The sequence below is a fragment of the Chromobacterium sp. INPA-IVC genome, from assembly GCF_059047085.1.
On record NZ_JBTNLS010000009.1, the window covers coordinates 283,714 to 308,755 of the forward strand.

Sequence of the window (25,042 nt, forward strand, 5' to 3'; positions counted from 1 at the left end):
GCCGCGCCATGTCTTTCATCGACGATCACGACCACTCCGCCTGCCAGCGCCCGCTCGATCGCGTCCGGCCCTTCGACGCCGCCGCCTTCGAAAAAGCGGTGGCCGACATGCTGACCGCCAGCGGCATCGCCATCGACCCCATCCACACCGGCAAGACCGCCCAGCGCGTGCGCGAGCTGTGGCAGAAGCGCCTGCTGGACGGCTACGACACCGTCCCGGCCGAGGCGCTGGGCAGCGGCTTCGCCGACGACCGCCGCGACATGGTGGTGATACGCAGCCTGGCGGTCCACGGCATGTGCCCGCACCACCTGCTGCCCTTCCGCGGCGTCGCCCACGTCGCCTATCTGCCCGGCGGCCGGCTGCACGGCTTCGGCCGCATCGCGCGGATGGTGGACGCCATCAGCCACCGCTACACCTACCAGGAATGGATCACCCACGAGATCTCCCGCACCCTGGTCGAGCATGGCGGGGCGCGCGGCGCCGCCTGCCTGATCGAGGCCGAGCAGCTATGTCTGTTGATGGGGGAAAACCGGCGCGGCGACGAACGGGTGATCACGCAATGCTACGCCGGCGATTTCGAAACCGACGCCAACGCCCGCAACGAATTCCTGCGCGCGATCGAGCGCTGAACGGCGGGCATGAAAAAGGCCGCTGCCCGGAAGGGAGCGGCCTTGATGTCTTTCGCGCCTAATCCAGCAAGCCGCCGGATTCGGACTTCGGCGAGCGCCTGAGCAGGCCATCCACCACTTTTTGCGGATCGTGCCCCTGGTACAGCAGGCCGCACACCGCGGCGGTGATCGGCATGTCCACCTGCAGCCGCTCGGCCATGGTCAGCACCTCGCGCGCGGTGGCCACGCCCTCGGCCACATGGCCCAGTTCGTCCAGCACCTGCTGCAGCGGCTTGCCTTCGGCCAGCTTCAGGCCCACCTGGCGGTTGCGCGACAGCGCGCCGGTGCAGGTGAGGATCAGATCGCCCATGCCGGACAGGCCCATCATGGTCTGAGGGCTGGCGCCGAGCGCCATCGCGAGCCGGGTGATCTCGGCCAGCCCGCGGGTGATCAGCGCCGCGCGCGCGTTCAAGCCGAAATCCAGCCCGTCGGCGACGCCGGTGGCGATCGCCATCACGTTCTTAACCGCGCCCCCCACCTCGACGCCGACCAGGTCGTCGTTGGCGTACAGGCGCAGCAGCGGGCTGTGCAGCTCGCGCGCCACGCTGGCGGCGAATTCGGCGTGGTCGGAGGCGATGGCCGCCGCCGCCGGCAGACCCTGCGCCACTTCGCGGGCGAAGCTGGGGCCGGACAAGGCGCCGTACAGGTGCTCTGCTGGCAGCTCCTCCTCCGCCACCTGGTGCGGCAGCAGGCTGGAGCCGGCCTCGAAGCCCTTGCACGCCCACAGGATGGGCGGCGGCGGCGCGTCCAGCGCCATCAGAGACTTCAGCGTGGGCCGCAGCCCCGCCATCGGCGTGACGATCAGCGCCAGCTCCGCGTCGCGCGTAGCGGCCACGAGATCCGACGACAGCGTCAACGGCTCCGGAAACGGGCAGTCGGGCAGGTAACGCTGGTTGACCCGCTCGGCGTCCATCCGCCGGATCTGTTCAGCGTCACGCGCCCACAAGGTCACCTGGTGGTGACGGGCAAAAGCTATCGCCAGCGCGCTGCCCCATGCGCCGGCGCCGAGTATCGCCAGTTTCATCCGCGGTCCTTACAAGCCCCAGAGATCGGTAATACGAGCATAGCCGACGCTGCCGTCGCGGTGGCGCACTTTGGCCCAGCCGTTCTGCGGGGCCTCCTGCAGCTCCAGCACGCCGTCCTTGGGCACGGTGAACAGCAGCTTGCCGTCCTCCGCGCCCCGGTCGCGCACGCCGGCCTGGGCCGACACCACCAGCAGCCAGCGCTGCTTGGACAGCGCCGCGGCCGGAATCCAGGCGATGCCGCCGGTGGCGTCGCGCACGCGCGACCACTCCTTCTGGCTTTGCAACACCTCGACCGGATAATAGCGGCTGACCGCGAACAGCTTTTTCGCGCTCAGCGAAGGCGCCTCGTACAGCGCGACGCCGGTTTCCTTGACCGAACGGAATTCCAGGGCATGGACGGACGGGGCCGCCAACGCGGACGCCAGCAACAGCGGCAGAACGAGACGCTTCATGGCTGGCCTCAGGCGTTGCCGGCTTCGGCTTGCTGCGCGCGCTGCTGCATGTACAGCGCTTCGAAGTTGATCGGGGCCAGCAGCACCGGCGGGAAGCCGGCGCGGTTCACCACGCTGGACACGGTCTCGCGGGCGTACGGGAACAGGATGTTCGGGCAGGCGACGCCGAGGATCGGATCCAGGTCTTCGCCCGGGATGTTGCGGATCTGGAAGATGCCGGCCTGGGCGACTTCGCACAGGAACATGTTCTTTTCCGGCAGCTTGGCGGTCACGGTGACGGTCAGGGTCACTTCGAAATAGCCGTCGTCCAGCTGTTGGCCGGCGCTGGCCAGCTGCATGTCGATTTCCGGCTGAGCCTGTTCCAGGAACACCTGCGGCGCGTTCGGCACCTCCAGCGAGATGTCCTTCACGTAGATTTTTTCGATGGAAAACGCCGGTTGCAGCTCTTGTTGTTCGCTCATGTTCTTTCTCGCAAAAACCGTCTCATGACGGCAGAATTTTATGGGTACATCGGCGGGCATCATCGCACGAAAGCCGCGCGGCGGCCAATCGCTGCAAAGCCCCGCCGCTCAGTCCGCCAGCAGCGGGTCCAGCTTGCCGGAATGATTCAGCGCCACCAGCTCGTCGCAGCCGCCGACATGGGTCTCGCCGATGAAGATCTGCGGCACGGTGCGGCGGCCGGTCAGCGCCATCATCTTGTCGCGCGCGTCCGGATCGAGGTCGATGCGGATCTCGGTGATGCCGCTGACGCCCTTGCTGGCCAAGAGTTGCTTGGCGCGCACGCAGTAGGGGCAGACCGCGGTGGTGTACATGGTTACCGGTTTCATGGTTCTCGCCTGAAAATTCGATCGCCGACGATTATAGCCGGGTTCGCGGCTCAGCGCCTTGCGCTGGATCGCATCGTCTCGGTATTGAAGCCGTGCGCCAGATCGGCCACCACCGCGTCCAGCGCCTTGCCCGACTCCCCGGCCCGCGGGCCGTTGACGATGGCGACGATGGCCAGCCGCCTGCCGTCGGCCGCCTGCCAGTAGCCGGCCAGCGCCTTGACGTCGTTCAGCGTGCCGGTCTTCATCCGCAGCCGCGGCCCCAAGTCGGCGAAACGCTTCTTCAGCGTGCCGTCGGTGGCGGCGATCGGCAGGCTGGCGATGAATTCGCCGGCGTACGGGCCGCGCGCGGCGTCCAGCAGCACCTCGCCCAGCAAGCGGGCGGTCACCCGCTCGCGCCGCGACAGGCCGGAGCCGTTCTCCAGCCGCAGCGCGCCGATGTCGGCGATGCCGCGATGGCTCAGTTCCTCGCGCAGCGCGCGTTCGGCTGCCGCCGCGGTGTCCTCGCCGCCGGCCTCGCGCCCCAGCGTCAGGAACAACGTGCGCGCCATGGTGTTGTTGCTGTACTTGTTGATGTCGGACAGCGCCACCGCCAGGGGTTGCGACTGCCAGGAAGCCAGCTCGCGCGCGCCGTCCGGCGCGCGGCCGCGCGCCACCCGCAGCGGCCCGCTGCCGCCCAGCGCCGCCCACAGAGCGGCGAAGTCCTGGCCGGCGAACGCGTCGTGGCCCAGCACGTTGACGTAGGCGCGCTGCCCGTCGCAGGCCGGCGGCAGGCTGCCGGCCACGCTCACGCGGCGGCCATCGTTCTCGATGGAGACGAAGCGGCGCACATCGGCGCAGGCCTCGTCCGGCCCCGGCTTCAGCGATGCGCTGAGCTCTACGCCGGCCAGCGGCGGGTCCAGTACCACGCGCGCGCCCTGTCCGTCGTTGAAGAAGGTCAGCCAGGCCACTTTCAAGTTGGTCAGATGGGTGTCGGGGCCGACGACGAAGGCGCGGCCGGCATCGCCGTCGAAATCGTCGGCGCCGCCGATATTGCCGAAGGCGCGCTTGTCCAGCAGCAGTTGCCCATCCAACTGGCGGATGCCGCGCAGCCTCAGGCTGTACAACAGGCTCAGCAGATCGCCGTTGTCGAAACGCGGGTCGCCGCCGCCCAGCCAGTACAGGTCGCCCTTCAGCGCGTCGCCCTCCACCGGCGCGGCCGACAGCAGCGCCGTCTTCCAGCGGTAGTCCGGCCCCAGCCGGTTCAGCGCCGCCCAGCCGGTCAGCAGCTTCATGGTCGAGGCCGGGTTGACCGGCTCGTCGGCCCGGTGGCTGGCCAGCGGTTCGCCGCCCTCCACCGGCGCCGCCCATACGGCGATCTCATCCGGTTTCAGGCCATGCAGATCCAGCGCCAGCGCCGGCGCGCAGGCCAGCGCCAACAAGGCCGGCCACTTCGCGATTGCCATATCGTTTCCTCTCATAATTCCTGCGGGTCCACGTCCAGCGACCAGCGCAGCGCGCGGCCGTGCGCCTTGGCCAGGCCATCCAGCAGCGGCGGCAATTGATGAAGCAGCCGGTGCAGCGCGCCGCGCTGCGGCGATTCCAGCACCAGCTGCGCGCGCTCGCGCTGCGCCAGCCTGGCCATCAGCGCCGGCGCCGGCCCGGAAATCAGCACGCCCGCGGCCAACGGCTCCAGCGCCTCGCGCGCCTGGCGCAGAAAGGCGGTGGCCTGGGCCAGCGCCGGGCTGTCGGCGCGCAGCAGCGCCTGGAAGGTGGATGGCGGAAAGCCGGCCTGCCGGCGCTCGTTCAGCAATGCGGCCGCGTAGCCGTCGAAATCGTGCGCCGCCAGCGCCTGGTACAGCGGATGGTCCGGCCATTGCGTCTGCACCAGCACCTCGCCCGGCGCGTCGGCGCGGCCGGCGCGGCCCGCCACCTGCATCAGCTGGGCGAACAGGCGCTCGGACGCGCGGAAATCCGCCGAGTACAGCCCGCCGTCCGCGCCCAGCGCCGCCACCAGCGACAAGGTGCCGAAGTCGTGCCCCTTGGCCAGCATCTGGGTGCCGACCAGGATGTCCACCTCGCCGCCGTGCACCTTGCGGTAAACCTCGTCCCAGGCGTCCTTGCGGCTGGTGGTGTCGCGGTCTATCCGCAGCACCCTGGCCTCCGGCAGCATGCGCTGCAACGCCGACTCCAGCCGCTGCGTGCCTTCGCCCAGCGGCTTGATGTCCGGATCGCCGCAGTCCGGACAGGCGCGCGGCACCGGCTCCTCCCAGCCGCAGTGGTGGCAGCGCAGCTTGCGCTCCATCAGGTGCACCACCAGCTTGGCCGAGCAATGCGGGCAGCCGCTGGTCCAGCCGCAGGCGGTGCAGGCGACCACCGGCGCGAAGCCGCGGCGGTTGATGAACACCAGGCTCATCTCCTTGCGCGCGAGCCTGGCCTTCAGCGCGTCCAGCACCGCTTCGGACAGGCCCTCGACCAGCTTCTTGCGGCGGGTGTCCACCAGCCGCACGTCGGGCAGCCTGGCCGCGCCGTGGGCGCGCCGGTTCAACGCCAGCTTCTTGTAGCGGCCGGCCTCGACATTGGCCACCGTCTCCAGGCTGGGCGTGGCCGATCCCAGCAGGATGGCGATGCCGGCGCGGCGCGCGCGCCACACCGCCAGGTCGCGGGCGTGGTAGCGCAGGCCGTCCTGCTGCTTGAACGAGCCGTCGTGCTCTTCGTCGACCACGATCAGCCCCAGCCGCGGCAGCGGCGTGAACACCGACAGCCGGGTGCCTATCACCACGTCGGCGTCGCCGTGCCAAGCGTCCAGCCAGCCGTGCATGCGCTCGCCGTCGGCCAGGTGGCTGTGCTGCACCACGATGCGGCTGCCGGGGAAGCGATCGGAGAAACGGTTGATCAGTTGCGGCGTCAGATTGATTTCCGGCACCAGCACCAGCGTCTGCCGCCGCGCCGCCAGTTGCTCGGCGATCAGGCGCAGATAGACCTCGGTCTTGCCGCTGCCGGTGACGCCGTGCAGCAGCCAGGGCTGGAAGCCCTCGCTCGCCGACAGCGCGTCCAGCGCCGCCTGCTGCTCGCCGTTCAGCGCCGGCGCGTCGCCCAGCCGCAGCGGCGGCGGCTCCAGCGTCGCGCGCTCGGCCTTGCCCTCCGCCAGCCAGTCGGCCAGCAGCTTGCCGGCCTGAGGCGTCACCGCCTTGGCGGCGGCCAGGTCCAGCGGACCGTCCTGCAGCGCCTGCCACAAGGCCAGCCGCGCGCGCTGCCGCGCCGGCGGCGCCTCGGCCAAACCGGTCTCGGTCAGCGCAAACGGCCGGCGGTCCGGCCTGATGACATCGCGCGGTTCGCGCAGGCCGGTGGGCAGCGCGGTGAACAGCGTCTGGCCCAGCGGGTGGTGGTAGTAATCGGACGCGAAGCGCGCCAGCGCGAGAAATTCTTCCGGCAGCGGCGGCAGTCCATCCAGGACGCCGTCGATGCTCCGCAATCTGGCGGCGTCGAGCTCGGGCACACCCTCCCCCGGTATCGGCGTGACCACCACGCCACACACCCGGCGATTGCCGAAGGAAACGCTGACTCGGGAGCCTGGCATGACAGGCGATTCAGTCAGGTAGCTGAACGTTCCCGCCAACGGCACATCCACCGCGACCTGAATCCGGACCGGCCCGTTCATGATTGCCCCTCGCTAGATGCAAACCCTGCTGCGACAAGGCTTTGCATCCGCTGTGCACAGATCTTGTGGATAACTTTGTGAACAACCATGGTGATATCGGGCAAAAAGCCGTGAAATCAGTGTTTCCACTGGATTGCACAAAAATTAATCAAACGTAAAATGTCTTTTATTTCAATAACTTACGAATATTAATTTTTTTTAACCGCCGCGCTTGACAAGGTTTGACCCAGGGTCTAGGCAGTGTGCATAACTCGAAGAACACCAGCCGCGTCCGCTGTCAACCCGCATCTTCCCGTAGCCAGGCATCAAGATTGTCAGCAGGCGAATTTATGCAACAGGAACGACGGCAAGCGGCTGAATACCCCCGGGCTCGGCCATGCGGCCGCTCCGGGGAAAATTAATAAACCTTTAAAAAAACAGCGCCTTTTAATCAGCTTCGCTCAAAACGGCAGTCACAACGCACCGACATGGGGCGGCGCGTTTTCCGCCCGCCCCGTTTCGGCGCGTCAGGCCGCGCCGTGATAGTCGCGCGACAGCCTGTGCACCGCGTCCACCAGCGCGCCGGCGTGGGCCGGGTCGGCGAATTGCGAGATGCCGTGGCCCAGATTGAACACGTGGCCGCTGCCCTGGCCGTAGCTGGCCAGGATGCGCGCCACTTCGCGCTCGATGGCCGCCGGTTCGGCGAACAGCGCGTTGGGGTCGAAGTTGCCCTGCAGCGCCACCTTGGCGCCGACGCGCGCGCGCGCCTGGCCGATGTCGGTGGTCCAGTCCAGGCCCACGCAATCGGCGCCGATGGCGGCGATGTCTTCCAGCCACTGGCCGCCGCCCTTGGTGAACACGATCACCGGCACCTTGCGGCCTTCGGCCTCGCGCTTGAGACCGGCGACGATGCGCTGCATGTAGGCGAGGGAGAATTCGCGATAGGCGGCATGGCTGAGCGCGCCGCCCCAGGTGTCGAAAATCTGCACCGCCTGCGCGCCGGCGTCGATCTGGGCGTTCAGGTAGGCGATCACCGACTGGGTATTCGCCTCCAGAATGTGGTGCAGCAGTTCCGGACGGCTGTACAGCATGGCTTTGACGTGGCGGAAATCGTCGGAGCCGCCGCCCTCCACCATATAGCAGGCCAGCGTGAACGGGCTGCCGGAAAAGCCGATCAGCGGCACGCGGCCGTCCAGCGCCTTGCGGATGCTGGCCACTGCGTCGAACACGTAGCGCAGCTTGCCCATGTCGGCCGGCTCCAGCGCGCGGATCGCCGCCTCGTCGCGCAGCGGACGCTGGAACTTCGGCCCCTCGCCCTCGGCGAAGTAGAGACCCAGGCCCATCGCGTCCGGCACGGTCAGGATGTCGGAGAACAGGATGGCCGCGTCCAGCGGAAAACGGTCCAGCGGCTGCAGCGTCACCTCGGTGGCGTAGTCCGGGCTGGTGCACAAGCCCATGAAGCTGCCGGCGCGGGCGCGGGTGGCGCGGTATTCCGGCAGGTAGCGGCCGGCCTGGCGCATCATCCAGATCGGAGTGTATTCGACCGGCTCCTTCAGCAGGGCCCGCAGGAAGGTATCGTTTTTCAGCTGGGTCATGGCATCACGCGGCTATGGAAATCAGCGGGCATTATATCCCAGCCGACCCTGCCGCCGGCGCGGACAAATGAAAACGGCCGGAAAACCCGGCCGTCCTCCCATCCTTCCAGGCGCGGTCAGGACAATATCTGCCTCAGCACATAGGGCAGGATGCCGCCGTGGCGGTAGTAATCGACCTCCACCGGCGTGTCGATGCGCAGCGTCAGCGCCAGGCGCCGCTCCATGCCGCCGGCGCCGCGGATCACCAGCGTGACGTTCTGCCGCGGCCGCAGTTCGCCGTCCAGCCCCTCCAGATCGAAAGTCTCGTCGCCGGTGAGGCCGGCCGCGCTGTCGCCGCCCTGGAACTGCAAGGGCAGCACGCCCATGCCCACCAGGTTGGAGCGGTGTATCCGCTCGAAGCTTCTGGCGATCACCGCGCGCACGCCCAGCAGCCGCGTGCCCTTGGCCGCCCAGTCGCGGCTGGAGCCGGTGCCGTACTCCTCGCCGGCGAAGATCACGGTCGGCGTATCCTCGGCCTGGTAGGCCATCGCCGCGTCGTAGATCGACAAGCGCTCGCCGCCCGGCTGGCGCAGCGTCAGCCCGCCCTCCACCGGCCGGCCGTCGGCGTCTGGCGGCAGCATCAGGTTGCGGATGCGGACATTGGCGAAAGTGCCGCGCATCATCACCTCGTGATGGCCGCGGCGCGAGCCGTAGCTGTTGAAATCTACCGGTTTGATGCCCTGTTCCTGCAGATAAAGCCCAGCAGGCGACGAAGGCTTGATGGATCCCGCCGGGCTGATGTGGTCGGTGGTGACCGAGTCGCCGAAGATGGCCAGCGCCCGCGCGCCCTTGACCGGCCGGGTCGCGGCCGGCTTCAGCTCGAAGCCGGCGAAGAACGGCGGCTCGGCGATATAGCTGGACGGCTCCCAGCCGTAGACCTCGCCGCCGGCCGCCCGGATGCCGGCCCACAGCGGATTGGCGTCGGCCAGATCGCAGTACAGCCGGCGGTAGGTTTCCGGATCGGCGGTCTGCGCCAGCGCCGCGCCCACCTCGTCCAGGCTGGGCCAGACGTCGCGCAGGAACACCGGCTGGCCGTCCGAGCCCTCGCCCAGCGGTTCGCGCTCCAGGTCGATGTCGACGCGGCCTGCGATGGCGAAGGCCACCACCAGCGGCGGGCTCATCAGGAAATTGGCCTTGATCGCCGGGTGGATGCGCGCCTCGAAATTGCGGTTGCCGGACAGAACCGACGCGCACACCAGATCGCCGGCGGCGATTTCCGACTCGATCGCCGGCGCCAGCGGACCGGCGTTGCCGATACAGGTGGTGCAGCCGTAGGCGACCACGCCGAAGCCCAGCCGCTCCAGCGCCGGCAGCAGACCGGCCTTGGCCAGGTAGTCGGTGACCACGCGCGAACCCGGCGCCAACGAGGTCTTGATGTGCGGGGCCACCGCCAGCCCGCGCGCGGCGGCCTTCTGCGCCAGCAAGCCCGCGGCCAGCATCACGCCGGGGTTGGAAGTGTTGGTGCAGGAAGTGATCGCCGCGATCAGCACCGAACCGTGCTTCAGGCCTGAGGCGGCCGCGCCGCCCGGCGTCTTGCCGTAGCCGCCGGCGGAGGCCGGCTTCTGCAGCAACTCGCCGAAGCGCGGCTTCAGTTCCGTCAGCGCAATACGGTCTTGCGGCCGGCGCGGGCCGGCGACGCTGGGCACGATGGATTCCAGATCCAGCGCCAGGGTTTCGCTGTAATCGATGTCGCCCTCCTCCGGCATGCCGAACAGCCGCTGCGCCAGGAAGTAGCGGCGGAAGGCATCCACCTCCTCGGCGCTGCGGCCGGTGGCGGCCAGGTAGTCGGCGGCGCGCTCGTCCGGCGGGAAGAAGCCCATGGTCGCGCCGTACTCCGGCGCCATATTGGCCAGCGTCGCGCGGTCCGGCAGCGTCAGCGACGCCGCGCCCGCGCCGAAGAACTCGACGAACTTGCCGACCACATTGGCCCTGCGCAGCAGCTCGGTCACCGCCAGCACCAGGTCGGTGGCGGTGACGCCGGCGGCGAGCCGGCCCTTCAGGTTCACGCCGACCACGTCCGGCGTCAGGAAATACACCGGCTGGCCCAGCATGCCGGCCTCGGCCTCGATGCCGCCCACGCCCCAGCCCACCACGCCCAGCGCGTTGATCATCGTGGTGTGGGAGTCAGTGCCGACCAGCGAATCCGGGTGGTAGACGTCGCCGTCATGCAGCACGCCGCGCGCCAGGTATTCCAGGTTCACCTGGTGGACGATGCCGATGCCCGGCGGCACCACCTTGAAGGTGTCGAAGGCCTGCATGCCCCATTTGATGAAGCGGTAGCGTTCGGCGTTGCGCTGGAACTCCAGCTTCATGTTCAGATCCAGCGCGCCCGCCTCGCGGAAATGGTCGACCTGCACCGAGTGGTCCACCACCAGGTCCACCGGCACCAGCGGCTCCACCGCCGACGGCGGCTTGCCGAAGCGGGCGGCGACGCCGCGCATCGCAGCCAGGTCGCACAACAATGGCACCCCGGTGAAATCCTGCAGCACGATGCGGGCGACGACGAAGGGAATCTCCTCGCTGCGTTCGGCCCTGGGCCGCCAGCCGGCCAGTTGCCGCACATGCGCTTCGGTTATACGCTGGCCATCCAGATTGCGCAGCAGCGACTCCAGCACGATGCGCAGCGACACCGGCAGCCGGCCGACATCGCCGACGCCGAGTTCGGCCAGCGCCGGCAGCGAATGGAAGCGGACGCTGTGGCCGGACGCCAATTGGAAATCTCGCAGACTGTCTTGCGCTTGCAGGGACATGGTGAACTCCGGTAAGCGCCGGCCATTCAGGCCGGCTGGGCCGCGAAGGGCGGATAAGAACGCATCCGCCGCCAGGGTCTGACATCCTGCATCAGGATAGATTAGGACCGGCTTTGCCGGCGCAAGTTCGAACAGGAAAGGATGATGGCATGACGAAAACCGTACGCAGCGAAACCGACAGCTTCGGTCCGATCGACGTTCCGGCCGACGCGCTGTGGGGCGCGCAGACCCAGCGCTCGCTCGCGCATTTCCATATTTCCAGCGAAAAGATGCCGCCGGAGCTGATCCTGGCGCTGGCCCGGGTCAAGCGCGCCTGCGCCGAGGCCAACCGCGAGCTGGGCAAGCTCGACGACGCCAAGGCAGCCGCCATCGTCGGCGCCGCCGACGAGGTGCTGGCCGGCCGCCACGACGGCGAATTCCCGCTGTCGGTGTGGCAGACCGGCTCCGGCACCCAGAGCAATATGAATATGAACGAGGTGCTGGCCAACCGCGCGTCGGAGCTGCTGGGCGGCCGGCGCGGCCCGGACCGGCTGGTCCACCCCAACGACGACGTCAACCGCGGCCAGTCGTCCAACGACATCTTCCCCACCGCGATGCACGTCGCCGCCGCGACGCAAGTGACCGAACGGCTGCTGCCATCACTGGGCCTGCTGCGGCGCGCGCTGGAGGCCAAGGCTCAGGCCTTCGCCGGCATCGTCAAGATCGGCCGCACCCACCTGCAGGACGCCACCCCGCTGACGCTGGGCCAGGAGATGTCCGGCTGGGCGGCGCAACTGGCGCTGGCCGAGCAGGCAGTCCACGCGGCGCAGCCTATGCTGTGCCAGCTGGCGGTCGGCGGCACCGCGGTCGGCACCGGCCTCAACACCGATCCGCGCTTCGGCGGCGCGGTGGCGGCCCGGTTGGCCGAGCAATCCGGCCTGCCGTTCCAGAGCGCCGACAACAAGTTCGCCGCGCTGGCCGGCCACGAGCCGCTCGTGTTCGCCCACGGCGCGCTGAAAACGCTGGCCGCCGCGCTGATGAAGATCGCCAACGACATCCGCTGGCTGGGTTCCGGCCCGCGCAGCGGCCTGGGCGAGCTGACGCTGCCGGAAAACGAGCCGGGCAGCTCCATCATGCCCGGCAAGGTCAACCCCACCCAGTGCGAGGCGATGACCATGCTGTGCTGCCAGGTGCTGGGCAACGACGCGGCGCTGGCGATAGGCGCGGCGTCGGGCAACTTCGAGCTCAATGTGTTCAAGCCGCTGATCGCGCACAACTTCCTGCAGAGCGCGCGGCTGCTGGCCGACGGCATGGACAGCCTGCGCGAGCACTGCGTGGACGGCATGGAGGCCAACCGCGCGCGCATCGCCGAGCTGATGGAGCGCTCGCTGATGCTGGTCACCGCGCTGAATCCGCACATCGGCTACGACAAGGCCGCCGCCATCGCCAAGCACGCCCACCATCACGGCACCACGCTGCGCGAGGCCGCGCTGGCGCTGGGCCATCTGAGCGCCGAACAGTTCGACGCCTGGGTCAGGCCCGAAGACATGGTGTGACGCCGGCCTGGAGAACGCTCAGGGGTGGAACCACAGCTCGCGCCGCGCCAGCGGCGTGGCTTCCGGCAACAGCGGATTGGGCAATTCGATGATGGCGCGGCCGGATAGCTTGAGCTCGCGCAGATGGTCGCTGTTGAACGCCTTGAACAGCTGCTCGAAGCTGCCGTCGCGCACGCCCTTCTCCAGTCCTTGCTGCAGCATGCGGGCCAATTCCGGCCGCTGCGGCGAAACAAAGAAATAAAAGGCGGTCGGGTAGTGCAGCAATAGATACGGGTCGAGCATCAGCCCCTTGCTGTTGGGCGACTCCAGCTCCTGCTGCACCTCGATCACGCTGCGCGGGAAGTAATCGTAGCGATGCTGGCGCAGCATGGAGAACAAATTGGGATAGTCCGGGCTGGTCAGCACCGGCAAGCCGGCATGCTGCAGGATCTGGGTATCCGGCCAGTCCTGCCCCTGTCCGGCGCGGAAGGCCGCCAGCTGCGGCAAGGTCTTGACGCTCTTGAACAGCTGCGGCCGGTCGGCGTTGATCAGCGGCACCCGCCAGCCTATCAGGCCCTTGTCCAGCGGAATGCGCACCGTCAGCAGCTTGCGTTCGCGCTCACGGCTGGTCATGCCCCAGAACAGATCCACGCGGCTGTCCGGACGCTGCATCTGCTCCATCGCCCGGCCCTGGTTCATGTCGCGCGCGGCCAGCAGCGCGCAGCGCTGCCCCATCTCGCTGCAGGCCAGCTGCAGCAAAGCCTGGATATACGGCCAATGCGGATCGTTGTCGCCGGACACCAGCGCGTAAGTGATGGACACGCCTTCCGCCCGCGCGCACAAACAACACAGGCACAGCATCCCTATCCGCAGCAATTTCGCCATGTCTCGCCTTTACGGAAACACTAAGGCCATTATGGCAACGGTTTACAGCCAGCCCAAGCCTCCCGCCGCGCCGCCCAGCAACAGCAGCCACACCGGGTTCCAGTTCCGCTTCCACGCCAGCAGCGCCACCGCGGCGCTCAAGATCCAGCCGCCCAAGTCACGGTTGGCCGCCTGCAGCAGCAGGCAGGCGCTGGCGCCCACCAGCCCCACCGTCAGCGGCAGCAGCGCGCGCGACAGCAACCCGGCCAGTTCGCCGCCCTGGTTGGCCGTCCACCAGCGGGAAACGTAGAAGCTCAACAGCGACGACGGCAAACACATGCCCAGCATGCTGACCAGCGCGCCGGCGACGCCGGCCACATGCCAGCCCACCAGGCTGACCACCAGCACATTGGGGCCCGGCGCGGCCTGGGCGATGGCGAACAGCTCGGCGAACTGGCCGGCGCTCATCCAGCCCTCGGCCACCACCAGCCGCTGCAACTCCGGCAGCAGCACATTGGCGCCGCCCACCGCCAGCAGCGACATCAGGCTGAAATGCCACAGCAACACCAGCAGGATCATTTCGCCGCTCTCCCCTTGGTCAAGCAGGCCAGCGCCAGCGCCAGCGGCGCCGACGCCAGCAGCACCCACAGCAGGGGCAGGCGGAACACCGCGATGGCGGCGAAGGTGGCGGCCACCACCAGCGCGCTCCACAAGCGCCTCTCCAGCCTGGACAGCAAGCGCAGCGCCATCGCCAGCAGCAGGCCGGCCGCCGCCGCGGCCAGGCCGTGCATCACGTGCTCCACCAACGGCAGCTGGCGGTAGCGGCCATAGGCGGAGGCCAGCAACAGCACGATGACCATCGGCGCCAGCAGCAGGCCGCACACCGCCGCCAACGCGCCGGACGGCCCGTGGAAGCGCGCGCCTATCGACACCGCCATATTGACGATATTGGGACCGGGCAACACTTGGCACAGACCCAGCTGTTCGGCGAAGTCGGCTTCGGACAGCCAGCGCCGCTTCAGCACCAGCATGCTGTGCGCTTGCGGCAGCACGCCGCCGAAACCGCTGACGCCGATGGAAAAGAAGCCGGCGAACAATTCGCGCCGGCTGGGAAGAATCAGATCGCTATTCATGCCTTGACACTACTCGCCGCCGAAAGACTATACAAACGAGAAATTCTGACAGGGGCCGTCACCTGTCCTCACAGTTCGCCCAGCCGCTCGACAATGAAATCGACGAAAACCCGCAGCTTGGGCAGCGGCTGGCGGTCGGCCGGGTAGATCAGATGCATGGGCTTGGGATCAGGCAGATAGCCGTCCAGCAGCGACACCAGCCGTCCCTCCGCCACGTCGTCGGCCAGCAGCGCCTCGGCCTGCAACACCAGTCCTGCGCCGGACAACGCCAGTTGACGCAGCGCCTGGCCCTGGTTGCACTGGAAGCGGCTGGCGCGCATCCGCACCCCGTGCGGCTGCGCCAGCGCGTCCCAGCCGTCGTCGCGCCGCCAGCGGCTGAAGCCCAGGCAATCATGATCCGCCAGATCGGCCGGCGTCGCCGGCGCGCCGCGCGCGGCGAGATAGGCGGGAGAAGCGGCGATCATCATCCGGTACGGCCGCAGACGCCGCGCCACCATGCCTGAGTCGGCCAGGCGGCCGATGCGGAACACCGCGTCGTAGCCGTCGGCCACCAAGTCCACCAACTGATCGCCAAGCTCAAGCTCCACGCCGATGTCCGGATAGCGCGCCATGAATTCGGCCAGCAGCGGCGCCAGCCGCAGCGTGCCGAAGGTGACGGAAGCGTTGATCCTCAGCACGCCGCGCGGCTGCGCCCGCAACAGCGCCGCCGCGTCTTCGGCGGCCGCCAGTTCGGCAAGAATGGCGCGGCAGCGCTGATAATAGTGCTGCCCCAGCTCGGTCAGCTGCTGGCGACGGGTGGTGCGCACCAGCAGCTTGCCGCCCAACCGCGCCTCCAGCGCGGCGATATGCTTGCCGACCATGGGCTGGGACAGCCGATGGGCATCGGCGGCGGCGGTGAAGCTGCCCTTATCCACCACCGCGACGAATAATTCCATGCTGAGCAGGCGATCCACAGATTAAAAACTCCAGGTTATTAATCCTGTTCATCATAGCGGATTAATCAATCCAGGGAATCCGCGCACACTGCAGACATCGCAACCGCAATGGAGAATCCCGATGAAGATCCTGCTCGTAGGCGCCAGCGGCACGCTGGGCCGCGCCGTCCGCCAGGCCCTGTCCCACCACCAGCTCATCACCGCCGGCCGCGGCAGCGGCGACCTGCGCGTCGACATCACCGACAGCGCCAGCGTGCAGCGGATGTTCGAACAGGCCGGCCGGCTGGACGCCATCGTCAGCGCCGCCGGCAACGTGCACTTCGCCCCGCTGGCCGAAATGAGCGCCGCCGACTTCCGCATCGGCCTGAACGACAAGCTGCTGGGCCAGATCGACCTGGCGCTGACCGGCCAGCACTATCTGAACGACGGCGGCTCGATCACGCTGACCAGCGGCATCATCAGCGCCCAGCCCATCCGCCAGGGCGCCAACGCCACCGCGGTCAACCGCGCGCTGGAAGGCTTCGCCGCCGCCGCCGCGCAGGAGTTGGGCCGCGACCGCCGCATCAACGTGGTCAGCCCCAACGCGCTGCAGGAATCGTGGGACGGCTACGCGCCCTACTTCCCGGGCTTCGAGCCGGTGCCGGCCGCGCGCGCCGCGCTGGCCTACGTGCGCAGCGTGGAAGGCATCGCCAACGGCCAGACGCTGACGGTGTGGTAAGCCGCGCCATGACTGTGGAGAAACCGCATATGAAAATACTGCTAGTCGGCGCGAACGGAACCATAGGACGCGCGGTGCGACAAGCGCTGTCCCGCCATCAAGTCCTGGCCGCCGGCCGCGACAGCGGAGAGCTGCGCGTCGACATGAGCCAGCCTGACAGCGTACGGGCGCTATTCGAACGCACAGGCAATGTCGACGCCATCGTCAGCGCCGCCGGGCTGCTGCACCTGGGTCCGCTGACAGAGATGACCCCTGAGCAATTCCGCATCGGCCTGGACAGCAAACTGATGGGCCAGGTGAACCTGGCCCTGATAGGGCAGCGCTTTCTCAATGCGGGCGGCTCCATCACCTTGACCAGCGGCATGGGCAATGAGATTCCGCTGCGCCACGGCAGCAATGCCTGCGCCGTCAACGCCGCGATAGAGGGCTTCGCCCGCGGCGCGGCGGTGGAGCTGGCGGCCGGGCTGCGCATCAACGCGGTTTGCCCAAGCGTGCTGCAGGAATCATGGGAGCCGCTGCAAAGCTACTTCCCGGGTTTCGAGGCCGTGCCGGCGGCCCGTGTCGCCCGCGCCTATCAACGCAGCGTGGAGGGCGTGGAAACCGGGCAAGTGTTCAAGGTTTGGTAAGCCCTGGCAGCGCGCTCCCACGATCACCTGGCGACGCGCAGCCTCTACGCCAGACACAGCAAGGGAAACGGCCCGCCGGCGACATCGAACTCCGTCCCCCTCCCCGGGAGCATGGCGGCGATGCCATGCCGGCCGAAAAATGATGGGGGACGCGCACCAAGCCCCAGCATGTCGGGAGAATCAGCCGGCGCCGGCGTGAAAACGGCGATGGGCATCGCACGCTTCTCATGCAGGGAACAAGCCGCCTCTTGGCGGCGCGACTGCATCCAGGCGCCGAACGCGCGCCTGCGCCAAGCCTATACTGCATCAGCCGCCAAGCACAGGACGCCGCGATGAAAGCCAAACTGTGGAGCGGGCTGGCGCTGCTGCTGTGCCTGCCCCTTCTCCATGCCGAGCCGATACCGGCGTACAGCCAGGCAATAGAGCCCTGGGGCGACGCCGCCAGCGGCGACGGGCTGACGCCGCGGTTTCTGCGCTGGCTGGCCGAACAAGGCGGCCTGCGGCTGAAGCAGGACATCCGGCCGCTGCCGCGGCTGGTGGAGGACATGAAAGCCGGCCGCGACGCGCTGGCGCTGATCACCGCCTCGCCGGAGCGCGACGCCTTCGGGCTCGAGCTATGCCGCCCCGCCGACATCCGCCTGTCCGTGGTCTACCGCCTCGGCGCCCGCGAGCTGCGGGCCGCCGATCTGAAACTCCGTCCCGTCGGCATCTTGCGCGGCACCCATACGCTGGACGCCTTCATCGCCCAAAGCGGCGCCGAGCCGGTGCTGGTCAGCGACATGCGCCAGGGCCTGGGCATGCTGCGCATCGGCCGGCTGGACGCGATGATGTGCGTGCGGCCGGGCTGCGGCCGCGTGCTGCGCGAGATTTCCACGCCCGCCGACCGCTGGGCGGAGCTGGCGATCAGCCGCGAGCCGATGGCGGTGTACGTATCGCGCGCCCATCCGCTGTCGAAGGACGCGGCCGCGCTGGCGCGGCTGAAAGCGGCCTGCCAGTCTCCCGAGGGTCGCGCCCGGATGGCGGCGCTGCTGGCGCGCTACGACTGACGATGAAAAAACCCCGCGGGCCTTTTCAGGCCGGCGGGGTTGCGGGGCATGCGACCGGACGGGATCAGATGTCGGCTTCGACTTCGTTGCCCTTGGCCTCCATCCAGCCGCGGCGGCTGGACGCCTCGCCCTTGCCCATCAGCATCACGAACATGTCCAGCGTTTCCTGCAGCATGCCGGGGCGCACCTGCACCTTGACCAGACGGCGGGTGTCCGGGTTCATCGTGGTGTCCTTCAGCTGCTCCGGGTTCATCTCGCCCAGGCCTTTGAAGCGGGAGATGCTCCACGCGCTCTCGCGCACGCCCTCGCTGCGCAGGCGGTCGAGAATGGCGGTCATCTCGCCCTCGTCCAGCGCGTACAGCTTGCGCGGCGGCCGGGTCTTGCCCTGGCCGGGCACATCGACGCGGAACAGCGGCGGCTGGGCGATGTAGATGTTGCCGTTTTCCACCAGGCGCGGGAAATGGCGGAAGAACAACGTCAGCAGCAATACCTGGATATGGGAGCCGTCGACGTCGGCGTCGGACAGGATGGCGATCTTGCCGTAGCGCTGGCCGGACAAATCCGGCGCATCGTTCGGACCGTGCGGGTCCACGCCGATAGCCACCGAGATGTCGTGGATTTCGGCATTGGAGAACAATTGGTCGCGGTCGGTCTCCCAGCTGTTCAGCACCTTGCCGCGCAGCGGCAGGATGGCCTGGTATTCCTTGTCGCGCGCCAGCTTGGCCGAGCCGCCGGCGGAGTCGCCCTCCACCAGGAACAGCTCGTTGCGCTCGATGTCCTCGCTCTCGCAGTCGGTCAGCTTGCCCGGCAACACCGCCACGCCGGAGCCCTTCTTCTTCTCCACCTTCTTGACCGACTTGAGGCGGCTCTGCGCCTGGCGGATCGCCAGCTCGGCGATCTTCTTGCCGGCCTCCACATGTTGATTCAGCCACAGCTCGACCGGATCGCGCGCCAGGCCGGAAATCAGCTTCAGCGCGTCGCGGCTGGTCAGCTTGTCCTTGGTCTGGCCCTGGAACTGCGGGTCCAGCACGCGGGCGGACAGCACGAAGCGCACGCGGCTCCATACGTCCTCGGCCATCAGCTTGACGCCGCGCGGCAGCAGGTTGTGATGGTCGATGAAGCTCTTCACCGCGTCGTAGACGCCGGCGCGCAGGCCGGCCTCATGGGTGCCGCCCACCGGAGTCGGGATCAGGTTGACGTAGCTCTCGCCGCTGGCGCCGTCCTCGAACCAGGCCATCGCCCACTGCGCGCCCTCGCCCTTGGCGAATTGTTCGTGGTCGTCGCCGATATAGGCTTCACCGGCGAACAGCGGCGCCACCGGCTCGTCGCCGTTGCACAGTTCGGCCAGATAGCTCTTCAGGCCTTCCGGATACTGCCATGCCTTCACTTCATCGCCGCTGGGCTTTTCCAGCGTCAGCGTCACCGCCACGCCAGGCAGCAGCACCGCCTTGGCGCGCAGCAGCCGCTCCAGCTCCTGCATCGAATAGCGCGGGCTTTCGAAATACTTGCCGTCCGGCCACACCCGCACCCGAGTGCCGCTGGTGCGCGGGCCGCAATCGGCGACGCGGGCCAGAGGCTCGATCACGTCGCCGCCCGAGAACACCAAGCGGTGCACGCCGCCTTCGCGCTTCACCTCCACCTCAAGCCGGGTGGACAGCGCGTTGGTCACCGACACGCCTACGCCGTGCAGGCCGCCGGAGAAGGCGTAGGCGCCGCCGTCCTTCTTGTCGAACTTGCCGCCGGCGTGCAGCCGGGTATACACCAGTTCCACCACCGGCACGCCTTCCTGCGGATGCAGGCCCACCGGAATGCCGCGGCCGTCGTCCTCGACGCTCAGCGAGCCGTCCTGGTGCACGGTGACGGCGATCTTGCGCGCGAAGCCGCCCAGCGCCTCGTCGGCGGCGTTGTCTATCACTTCCTGGCAGATATGGGTGGGGTCGGTGGTGCGGGTATACATGCCGGGCCGCTCTTTCACCGGCTCCAGCCCCTTCAGCACCCGTACCGAGGATTCGTCGTATTGTTGAGTCATGTTCTGGTCTTGCCCTGTCGGCGCGTCACGTCGACGCCGCCCGCGATGGGCGGCTCAAATGAAGACAGCGGGCATCGCCCGCCGTCGCTGTACTGCAAACAATCTTCCCGCCGCTCACTGCTCGCTCTGGGTGGAGGTGCGCGCCAAGTAGGCGTGATGGCTTTCCACGCCGCGCAGGAAGCGCGCCAGTTCGGATAGCGCGCGCTCGTAAACGTCGCGCTTGAACTCGATCACCGCATCCACCGGCGCCCAGTAGTCGTTCCAGCGCCAGCCATCGAACTCCGGATGGTTGGTCGCGCGCAGGCAGACGTCGCTGTCCCGCCCCACCAGCCTGAGCAGGAACCAGATCTGCTTCTGGCCCTTGTAACTGCCGCGCCATTCGCGGCGTACCCAATTCGTCGGCACCTCGTAACGCAGCCAGTCGCGCGTGCGTCCCAGTATCTTCACGTGCTGAGGCAACAAGCCCACCTCTTCCAACAGTTCGCGGTACATCGCGGCCTCCGGGCTTTCGCCCGGCTTGATGCCGCCCTGCGGGAACTGCCAGGAATGCTCGCGCACGCGCTTGCCCCAGAACACCTCGTTTTTGGCATTGGTGAGGATGATTCCGACGTTTGGGCGGTATCCGTCCCGGTCCAGCATGGAAAAAACCTGCAATTCGTTAGTTACCGAATTTTTGCACATTTCAGCCCGCCTTGCCACGCGCGCCCGCTCCGCCCCTCTCCCTAAAGCCGCTTGACCCATATCACCATGGCCGGGCGGGCACTCCCCCAAACCGCCCAAACGATGCTACGATTCGCCGATTGAACGTCATTCCACTGCGCATTCATGGCAACCCTGCTGAACCGACCCACGCTGTCCCGCTTGCCCTGGCTTCCCCTGCGGCCCGAGGACTTCACCACGCTGCTGCAGACGGCCGATTTCCGCCTCCGTCTGCTGGAGGCCATCGCGGCGGCGACGCGGCGCGTTTATCTGTGCGCGCTCTACCTGGAAAACGAAGAGGCCGGCCAGGAAATCCTGGACGCGCTGTACCAGGCCAAGCAACGCTCCCCGCAACTGGACGTGAGGGTGATGGTGGACTGGCACCGCGCGCAACGCGGCCGCATCGGCGAGGACCAATCCCATTGCAATGCCAGCTGGTATCGGGAAGAGGCGCTGCGCCGCGATCTGGACATTCCGATCTACGGCGTGCCGGTGCAAACGCGCGAGCTGTTCGGCGTGCTGCATCTCAAAGGCTTCGTCATCGACGACACCGTGTTCTACAGCGGCGCCAGCCTGAACAACGTCTACCTGCACAAGCTGGACAAATACCGCTTCGACCGCTATCACCTGGTCCGCAGTCCGGAGCTGGCGGATGCCATGGCCGGTTTCATGAACGAACAGTTCTTCAACGACCCCGCCGTATTCCGCCTGGACAAGCCCACGCCGTCCACCCGCAGCATCCGCAAGGAAATCCGCCAGTTCCGCGACAAGCTGGCCCATAGCCAGTACCGCCCCGCCGCCGCCCGCATCCCCGCGCCGGACGAGCTGGCCATCAGCCCCGTGGTCGGCATCGGCAAGGGCAACCGACTCAACCGCGTGATTCTGGACGTGATCGCCAGCGCCCAGCGCCGGCTGTTCATCTGCACGCCCTATTTCAACTTTCCGCGCGCGGTGGTGCTGGAAATCAACCGAGCGCTGCGCCGCGGCGTTGAAATCGACATCGTGGTCGGCGACAAGACCGCCAACGACTTCTACATTCCGCCGGAACAGCCGTTCCGCGTAATCAGCGCGCTGCCCTATCTGTACGAGATGAATCTGCGCCGTTTCGCCAAGCGGCAACGCCAATGTCTGAGCCGGCAGCAGCTGCGCATCCACCTGTGGAAAGATGGCGACAACACCTACCATCTGAAGGGCATCTGGAGCGATGACCGCTACATTCTGCTGACCGGCAACAACCTGAACCCGCGCGCCTTCCGGCTGGACCTGGAAAACGCGCTGCTGCTGCGCGATCCGCAAGGCGCGCTGCGCGCACAGGGCGATGCCGAGCAGCGAAACATCCTGCGCCATGCCGCGCCGCTCTCGCATTACCGCCAGTTGGAAGACGTGCGGGCCTATCCCGAGCAGATCAAGAAGCTGCTCACCCGCCTGAGCCGGGTGCGGATAGACCGAATGCTGAACCTGATGCTGTAAGCGCCTCCCACAGCCCCGCTCCCGCGGGGCTTTTTGCCGCCCTTGGCTTATGATTAAGCGGTGAACCGGAGTCACTGTGGAGAGGCCGATGCGCGCCGCCATCGACGTGAAAACCGCTAATCTCGCCGTCGGCCACGACTACGCCGAGAAATGGCAAGAAGTGCTGGACCTGCTGGCCAGGCTGCTGCGCATCCCGGCGGCGCTGATCATGCGGGCGCAGCCGCCGCGGATCAAGGTCTTCCTGTCCAGCCGCAGCGACGGCAATCCCTACGAGGAAGACGAACTGGCCGACCTGGGCACCGGCCTCTACTGCGAGACCGTGATGGCCCGCCGCGGCGAGCTCATCGTCGCCAACGCCCTGTCCGACCGCGACTGGGACCACAACCCCGACATCAAGCTGGGCATGATCTCCTATATGGGCCTGCCCTTGGTCTGGCCCAACCAGGACGTGTTCGGCACCATCTGCGTGCTCGACAGCGAGGAAAACCCCTACAACGCCACCTACCGTCAGCTTCTGGCGCAGTTCCGCGCGATGGTTGAACGCGACCTCAGACAGATTTACAACGACAAGGCCCGCGCGCAGGAAGACGCCGCGCTGCGCGCCGACGAGGCGGAACGGGTCCGCCGGGAGTTCGAACGACTGCGCGCCGGCGAACACAAGGCGCTGCAGGCCTTGCGCGAGAGCGAGGAGCGCTGGCACTTCGCGCTGGAAGGCGCCGGCGACGGCGTATGGGACTGGAGCCTGTCCGACGGAGGCGTTTTCCTTTCCAGCCGCTGCCAGCAGCTGCTAGGCCTCCTTCCGGCCGAAATCGTCGGCTTCCAGCTGTGGCAGACCCACATGCATCCCGACGAGCTTCCGGCCGTCCAAGCCGAGCTGGCGGGCTATCTTCAGCGGCCGGAAGGCTCCTTCGTCTCGGAACACCGCTTCCGCAGAGGCGATGAATGGATCTGGCTACTGGGACGCGGCATGGTGGTCAGCCTCGACATCCACGGCCGCCCCATGCGGATGATAGGAACGTATTCCGACATCACCGCGCGCAAAAAGGCCGAAGCGGAGCTGCTCCTGCTGAACAATCATCTGGAAGAAAGAGTCGCGGCGCGCGGCGCCGAACTGCAAGCGGCGATGCAGCAGATCAGCATCGCCGAAAAGCAGGCGGCGCTGGCGCGGATGGTGGCCGGCATGGCCCACGAGCTGAACACGCCGATAGGCAATGTGCTGCTGTGCTCGTCTCAGATGGGAGCCGACATCGATGCCATCTTCGCCGCCGACGCGGAAAAGCGCCTATCGCGCAAGGGGCTGCAGGAATTTCTGCAAAAAGCCGGCGAAACCTGCGAACTGCTGCAACGCAATAGCGAACAGGCCGGGGACCTGATCGGCCGGTTCAAGCAGATCGCGGTCGACCAGCTGGACCAGCCCAAGCGCAGCTTCCATCCCGCCAAAGTCATCTCCAATCTGCTGAAGACGCTGTTGCCGGCCGAACACCATCCCCACATCCGGATAGAGCTGCGGATTCCGGCCGACCTGGTGATTGAAAACTATCCCAGCGCGCTGGAGCAGCTGGTTTCCCACCTGGTGGCCAACACCCTGGCCCATGGCTTCGACGAAAAAGGCGGCGGCGCGATCCGCATCGACATCAGCCGCGATCAGGACGAACTCACGCTGATTTACGCCGACGACGGCAAAGGCATCTGCCAGGAACTGCACAGCAAGGTATTCGACCCCTTCTTCACCACCCGGATGGGCCAAGGCGGCATGGGGCTGGGGCTGGCGCTGGTCCACAGCATCGTCCAGGCCATTCTGAAAGGGCGCATCCGCCTGGAAAGCGAAGCCGGACAAGGAGCGGCATTCATCATCACTTTCCCGGCCAATCCTCGCTAATCCGCTCCCGGCTCAGGACGCAGCCTTTCCGCTTGATCCTCGCGCGGCGGCAGCGGCGTCACCTCCTGCAGACGCTGATAGTCGACATGATCGTTTTCATCCTCGTCGGTATAGATCAGGTCGGCGAAGGCGTGATTCCAGCGGATATCCTGATGAGAGAAAGTGTGCCTGGCCACCATGGGCTGGATGGTGGTCTCATCGATGCCATTGACCGACAGAATCAATTGCGCTTTGCTCGCAGCCAGCGACGCGGCATCGCGCTGATGCAAAGGGCTGCGCTCGTCTATCTTGTGCACCAGCGTCCACCCCAGCACGAACATCGGATGCTGGTCGCGCACAAGGTCCAAGTCATACAGCTTGCGAAAGGTCGTACCCTCCGCCGTGGTCTCATGCTGCAGCAGCCGCAGCCGGGCGCTGGCGTCGATGATCACATTGTTGCGGGCATTGGCCGCCCGCAGCATCAGCACCGGCTCGCCGTTCAAGGGCCGCACCACCGGGCTGTTGGTAAACACGATGCGCACCCTCGGCCGCGAAAAGCGGGCGAAAGTCATGCCGGTAATCAGTGCGATGCTCATCATACCGATGAAGATCTCCAGCATCGAAATCCAATGGGTGTACAGCGTCTGCGGATGCATGTCGCCATAGCCGACGGTGGCGAGGGTCTCGACGCTGAAAAAGAAGACACCGAGAAAACCCTGCGGAAACTGGTTGGCGATGCCGCCTGGCTGCACTTGATACAACCCTGCGAACAACAGATTCAATGCGATGAAAGAGGCGGCGATAAACAAATAGAAATGCGGCCAGCTGATGGTCATGCAGTAATGGTAGAGATCGTGCAGGGAATGCCGCGGCAGGCTGTGAATGAACAGGCTGCGGCCGCCCGCGTCTATTCGCCGCGCGGGTTTGCTGGTTCGAGGTGCCATCTGCTGCGTCCTTGAATGCGGATGGCTGATTGTGTGAGGGATGCCAATGGGCGTCAACGACGCGCCGCTCAAGCGGATGCGTTACCCGCACAAATGACCATCCATAAACGCCAAAGCCCCGCCGGGGTCCGGTCGGGGCTGGAAGTCGCGCGCGGGGCGCGCGCAAAGCAAAAACCCCAGCTCGTCTGAGCTGGGGTTCTGCGTATGGGGCGTCTGGCGGTGTCCTACTTTCAC

General features: G+C 67.2%; 22 protein-coding genes. 7 read left to right on the forward strand and 15 right to left on the reverse strand.

Annotated elements, in window-relative coordinates; genetic code table 11:
• Positions 1 to 8 precede the first annotated feature (8 nt).
• On the forward strand, positions 9 to 629 hold the full coding sequence (gene folE / locus ACX17K_RS18640) for a GTP cyclohydrolase I FolE (RefSeq protein ID WP_046157544.1): 621 nt from the start codon (positions 9 to 11) through the stop codon (positions 627 to 629).
• Between the two features lie 58 nt (positions 630 to 687).
• On the opposite strand, the gene ACX17K_RS18645 is transcribed toward folE, so the two are convergent.
• The 8 genes from ACX17K_RS18645 to acnA all read right to left on the reverse strand — a co-directional run bounded on the left by ACX17K_RS18645 (position 688) and on the right by acnA (position 10,972).
• Positions 688 to 1,692, reverse strand: coding sequence for an NAD(P)H-dependent glycerol-3-phosphate dehydrogenase (locus tag ACX17K_RS18645; protein WP_493775940.1), 1,005 nt, complete (start codon positions 1,690 to 1,692; stop codon positions 688 to 690).
• A gap of 9 nt (positions 1,693 to 1,701) precedes the next feature.
• Positions 1,702 to 2,145, reverse strand: a complete 444-nt coding sequence (locus ACX17K_RS18650; RefSeq protein WP_021478519.1) for an SH3 domain-containing protein — start codon at positions 2,143 to 2,145, stop codon at positions 1,702 to 1,704.
• An 8-nt stretch (positions 2,146 to 2,153) separates the two neighbouring features.
• Positions 2,154 to 2,606, reverse strand: coding sequence for a protein-export chaperone SecB (secB, locus tag ACX17K_RS18655; RefSeq protein WP_021478518.1), 453 nt, complete (start codon positions 2,604 to 2,606; stop codon positions 2,154 to 2,156).
• A gap of 108 nt (positions 2,607 to 2,714) precedes the next feature.
• The gene (gene grxC, locus ACX17K_RS18660; RefSeq protein WP_031296824.1) at positions 2,715 to 2,972 is read right to left on the reverse strand and encodes a glutaredoxin 3; all 258 of its coding nucleotides are present in this window, start codon (positions 2,970 to 2,972) and stop codon (positions 2,715 to 2,717) included.
• A 50-nt stretch (positions 2,973 to 3,022) separates the two neighbouring features.
• Positions 3,023 to 4,414: a D-alanyl-D-alanine carboxypeptidase/D-alanyl-D-alanine endopeptidase gene (gene dacB / locus ACX17K_RS18665; protein ID WP_493775941.1), complete on the reverse strand. Its 1,392-nt coding sequence runs from the start codon at positions 4,412 to 4,414 to the stop codon at positions 3,023 to 3,025.
• A gap of 11 nt (positions 4,415 to 4,425) precedes the next feature.
• On the reverse strand, positions 4,426 to 6,609 hold the full coding sequence (locus ACX17K_RS18670; RefSeq protein ID WP_493775942.1) for a primosomal protein N': 2,184 nt from the start codon (positions 6,607 to 6,609) through the stop codon (positions 4,426 to 4,428).
• Between the two features lie 506 nt (positions 6,610 to 7,115).
• Positions 7,116 to 8,183: a uroporphyrinogen decarboxylase gene (gene hemE, locus ACX17K_RS18675; RefSeq protein WP_493775943.1), complete on the reverse strand. Its 1,068-nt coding sequence runs from the start codon at positions 8,181 to 8,183 to the stop codon at positions 7,116 to 7,118.
• A 116-nt stretch (positions 8,184 to 8,299) separates the two neighbouring features.
• Positions 8,300 to 10,972 carry an aconitate hydratase AcnA gene (gene acnA / locus ACX17K_RS18680; protein ID WP_493775944.1) on the reverse strand — a complete coding sequence of 891 codons (2,673 nt, stop codon included), beginning with the start codon at positions 10,970 to 10,972 and terminating at the stop codon, positions 8,300 to 8,302.
• 149 nt (positions 10,973 to 11,121) lie between these two features.
• Here acnA and fumC point away from each other — a divergent pair, with 149 nt between their 5' ends.
• Complete coding sequence (gene fumC, locus ACX17K_RS18685; RefSeq protein ID WP_493775945.1) at positions 11,122 to 12,507, forward strand: class II fumarate hydratase; 1,386 nt, start codon at positions 11,122 to 11,124, stop codon at positions 12,505 to 12,507.
• A gap of 18 nt (positions 12,508 to 12,525) precedes the next feature.
• Here the strand turns inward: fumC and ACX17K_RS18690 are convergent, their stop codons facing one another.
• The 4 genes from ACX17K_RS18690 to ACX17K_RS18705 all read right to left on the reverse strand — a co-directional run bounded on the left by ACX17K_RS18690 (position 12,526) and on the right by ACX17K_RS18705 (position 15,418).
• Positions 12,526 to 13,371 carry a hypothetical protein gene (locus ACX17K_RS18690; protein WP_347369901.1) on the reverse strand — a complete coding sequence of 282 codons (846 nt, stop codon included), beginning with the start codon at positions 13,369 to 13,371 and terminating at the stop codon, positions 12,526 to 12,528.
• A gap of 42 nt (positions 13,372 to 13,413) precedes the next feature.
• Complete coding sequence (locus ACX17K_RS18695; protein WP_021477458.1) at positions 13,414 to 13,929, reverse strand: chromate transporter; 516 nt, start codon at positions 13,927 to 13,929, stop codon at positions 13,414 to 13,416.
• The gene (locus tag ACX17K_RS18700) at positions 13,926 to 14,483 is read right to left on the reverse strand and encodes a chromate transporter (RefSeq protein WP_493775946.1); all 558 of its coding nucleotides are present in this window, start codon (positions 14,481 to 14,483) and stop codon (positions 13,926 to 13,928) included. The genes ACX17K_RS18695 and ACX17K_RS18700 overlap by 4 nt, the downstream gene beginning before the upstream one ends.
• 68 nt (positions 14,484 to 14,551) lie before the next feature.
• Positions 14,552 to 15,418: a LysR substrate-binding domain-containing protein gene (locus ACX17K_RS18705; RefSeq protein ID WP_493775947.1), complete on the reverse strand. Its 867-nt coding sequence runs from the start codon at positions 15,416 to 15,418 to the stop codon at positions 14,552 to 14,554.
• A 121-nt stretch (positions 15,419 to 15,539) separates the two neighbouring features.
• On the opposite strand from ACX17K_RS18705, the gene ACX17K_RS18710 reads away from it, so the two are divergent.
• The 3 genes from ACX17K_RS18710 to ACX17K_RS18720 all read left to right on the forward strand — a co-directional run bounded on the left by ACX17K_RS18710 (position 15,540) and on the right by ACX17K_RS18720 (position 17,808).
• Positions 15,540 to 16,136: a short chain dehydrogenase gene (locus tag ACX17K_RS18710; RefSeq protein ID WP_493775948.1), complete on the forward strand. Its 597-nt coding sequence runs from the start codon at positions 15,540 to 15,542 to the stop codon at positions 16,134 to 16,136.
• 29 nt (positions 16,137 to 16,165) lie between these two features.
• Positions 16,166 to 16,762 (forward strand): short chain dehydrogenase, encoded by a 597-nt coding sequence (locus tag ACX17K_RS18715; RefSeq protein WP_493775949.1) that lies wholly within the window; start codon positions 16,166 to 16,168, stop codon positions 16,760 to 16,762.
• Positions 16,763 to 17,094: 332 nt separating this feature from the next.
• Positions 17,095 to 17,808: a hypothetical protein gene (locus ACX17K_RS18720; protein ID WP_493775950.1), complete on the forward strand. Its 714-nt coding sequence runs from the start codon at positions 17,095 to 17,097 to the stop codon at positions 17,806 to 17,808.
• Positions 17,809 to 17,872: 64 nt separating this feature from the next.
• Here ACX17K_RS18720 and parE read toward each other — a convergent pair whose 3' ends face one another.
• Both parE and ACX17K_RS18730 read right to left on the reverse strand, forming a co-directional pair.
• Positions 17,873 to 19,837 (reverse strand): DNA topoisomerase IV subunit B, encoded by a 1,965-nt coding sequence (gene parE / locus ACX17K_RS18725; protein ID WP_493775951.1) that lies wholly within the window; start codon positions 19,835 to 19,837, stop codon positions 17,873 to 17,875.
• Positions 19,838 to 19,951: 114 nt separating this feature from the next.
• Complete coding sequence (locus tag ACX17K_RS18730) at positions 19,952 to 20,476, reverse strand: RNA pyrophosphohydrolase (protein ID WP_493775952.1); 525 nt, start codon at positions 20,474 to 20,476, stop codon at positions 19,952 to 19,954.
• Between the two features lie 186 nt (positions 20,477 to 20,662).
• Here ACX17K_RS18730 and pssA point away from each other — a divergent pair, with 186 nt between their 5' ends.
• Together pssA and ACX17K_RS18740 are read left to right on the forward strand one after the other, a co-directional pair.
• A complete protein-coding gene (gene pssA / locus ACX17K_RS18735; RefSeq protein ID WP_493775953.1) occupies positions 20,663 to 22,006 on the forward strand; it encodes a CDP-diacylglycerol--serine O-phosphatidyltransferase in 1,344 nt (447 codons plus the stop codon).
• An 88-nt stretch (positions 22,007 to 22,094) separates the two neighbouring features.
• Entirely contained in the window at positions 22,095 to 23,885 is a 1,791-nt protein-coding gene (locus ACX17K_RS18740; protein ID WP_493775954.1) for an ATP-binding protein, read from the forward strand.
• Here ACX17K_RS18740 and ACX17K_RS18745 read toward each other — a convergent pair.
• Positions 23,882 to 24,880 (reverse strand): ion channel, encoded by a 999-nt coding sequence (locus ACX17K_RS18745; RefSeq protein WP_493775955.1) that lies wholly within the window; start codon positions 24,878 to 24,880, stop codon positions 23,882 to 23,884. The two genes, ACX17K_RS18740 and ACX17K_RS18745, sit on opposite strands and share 4 nt — an antisense overlap.
• Positions 24,881 to 25,042: the final 162 nt, after the last annotated feature.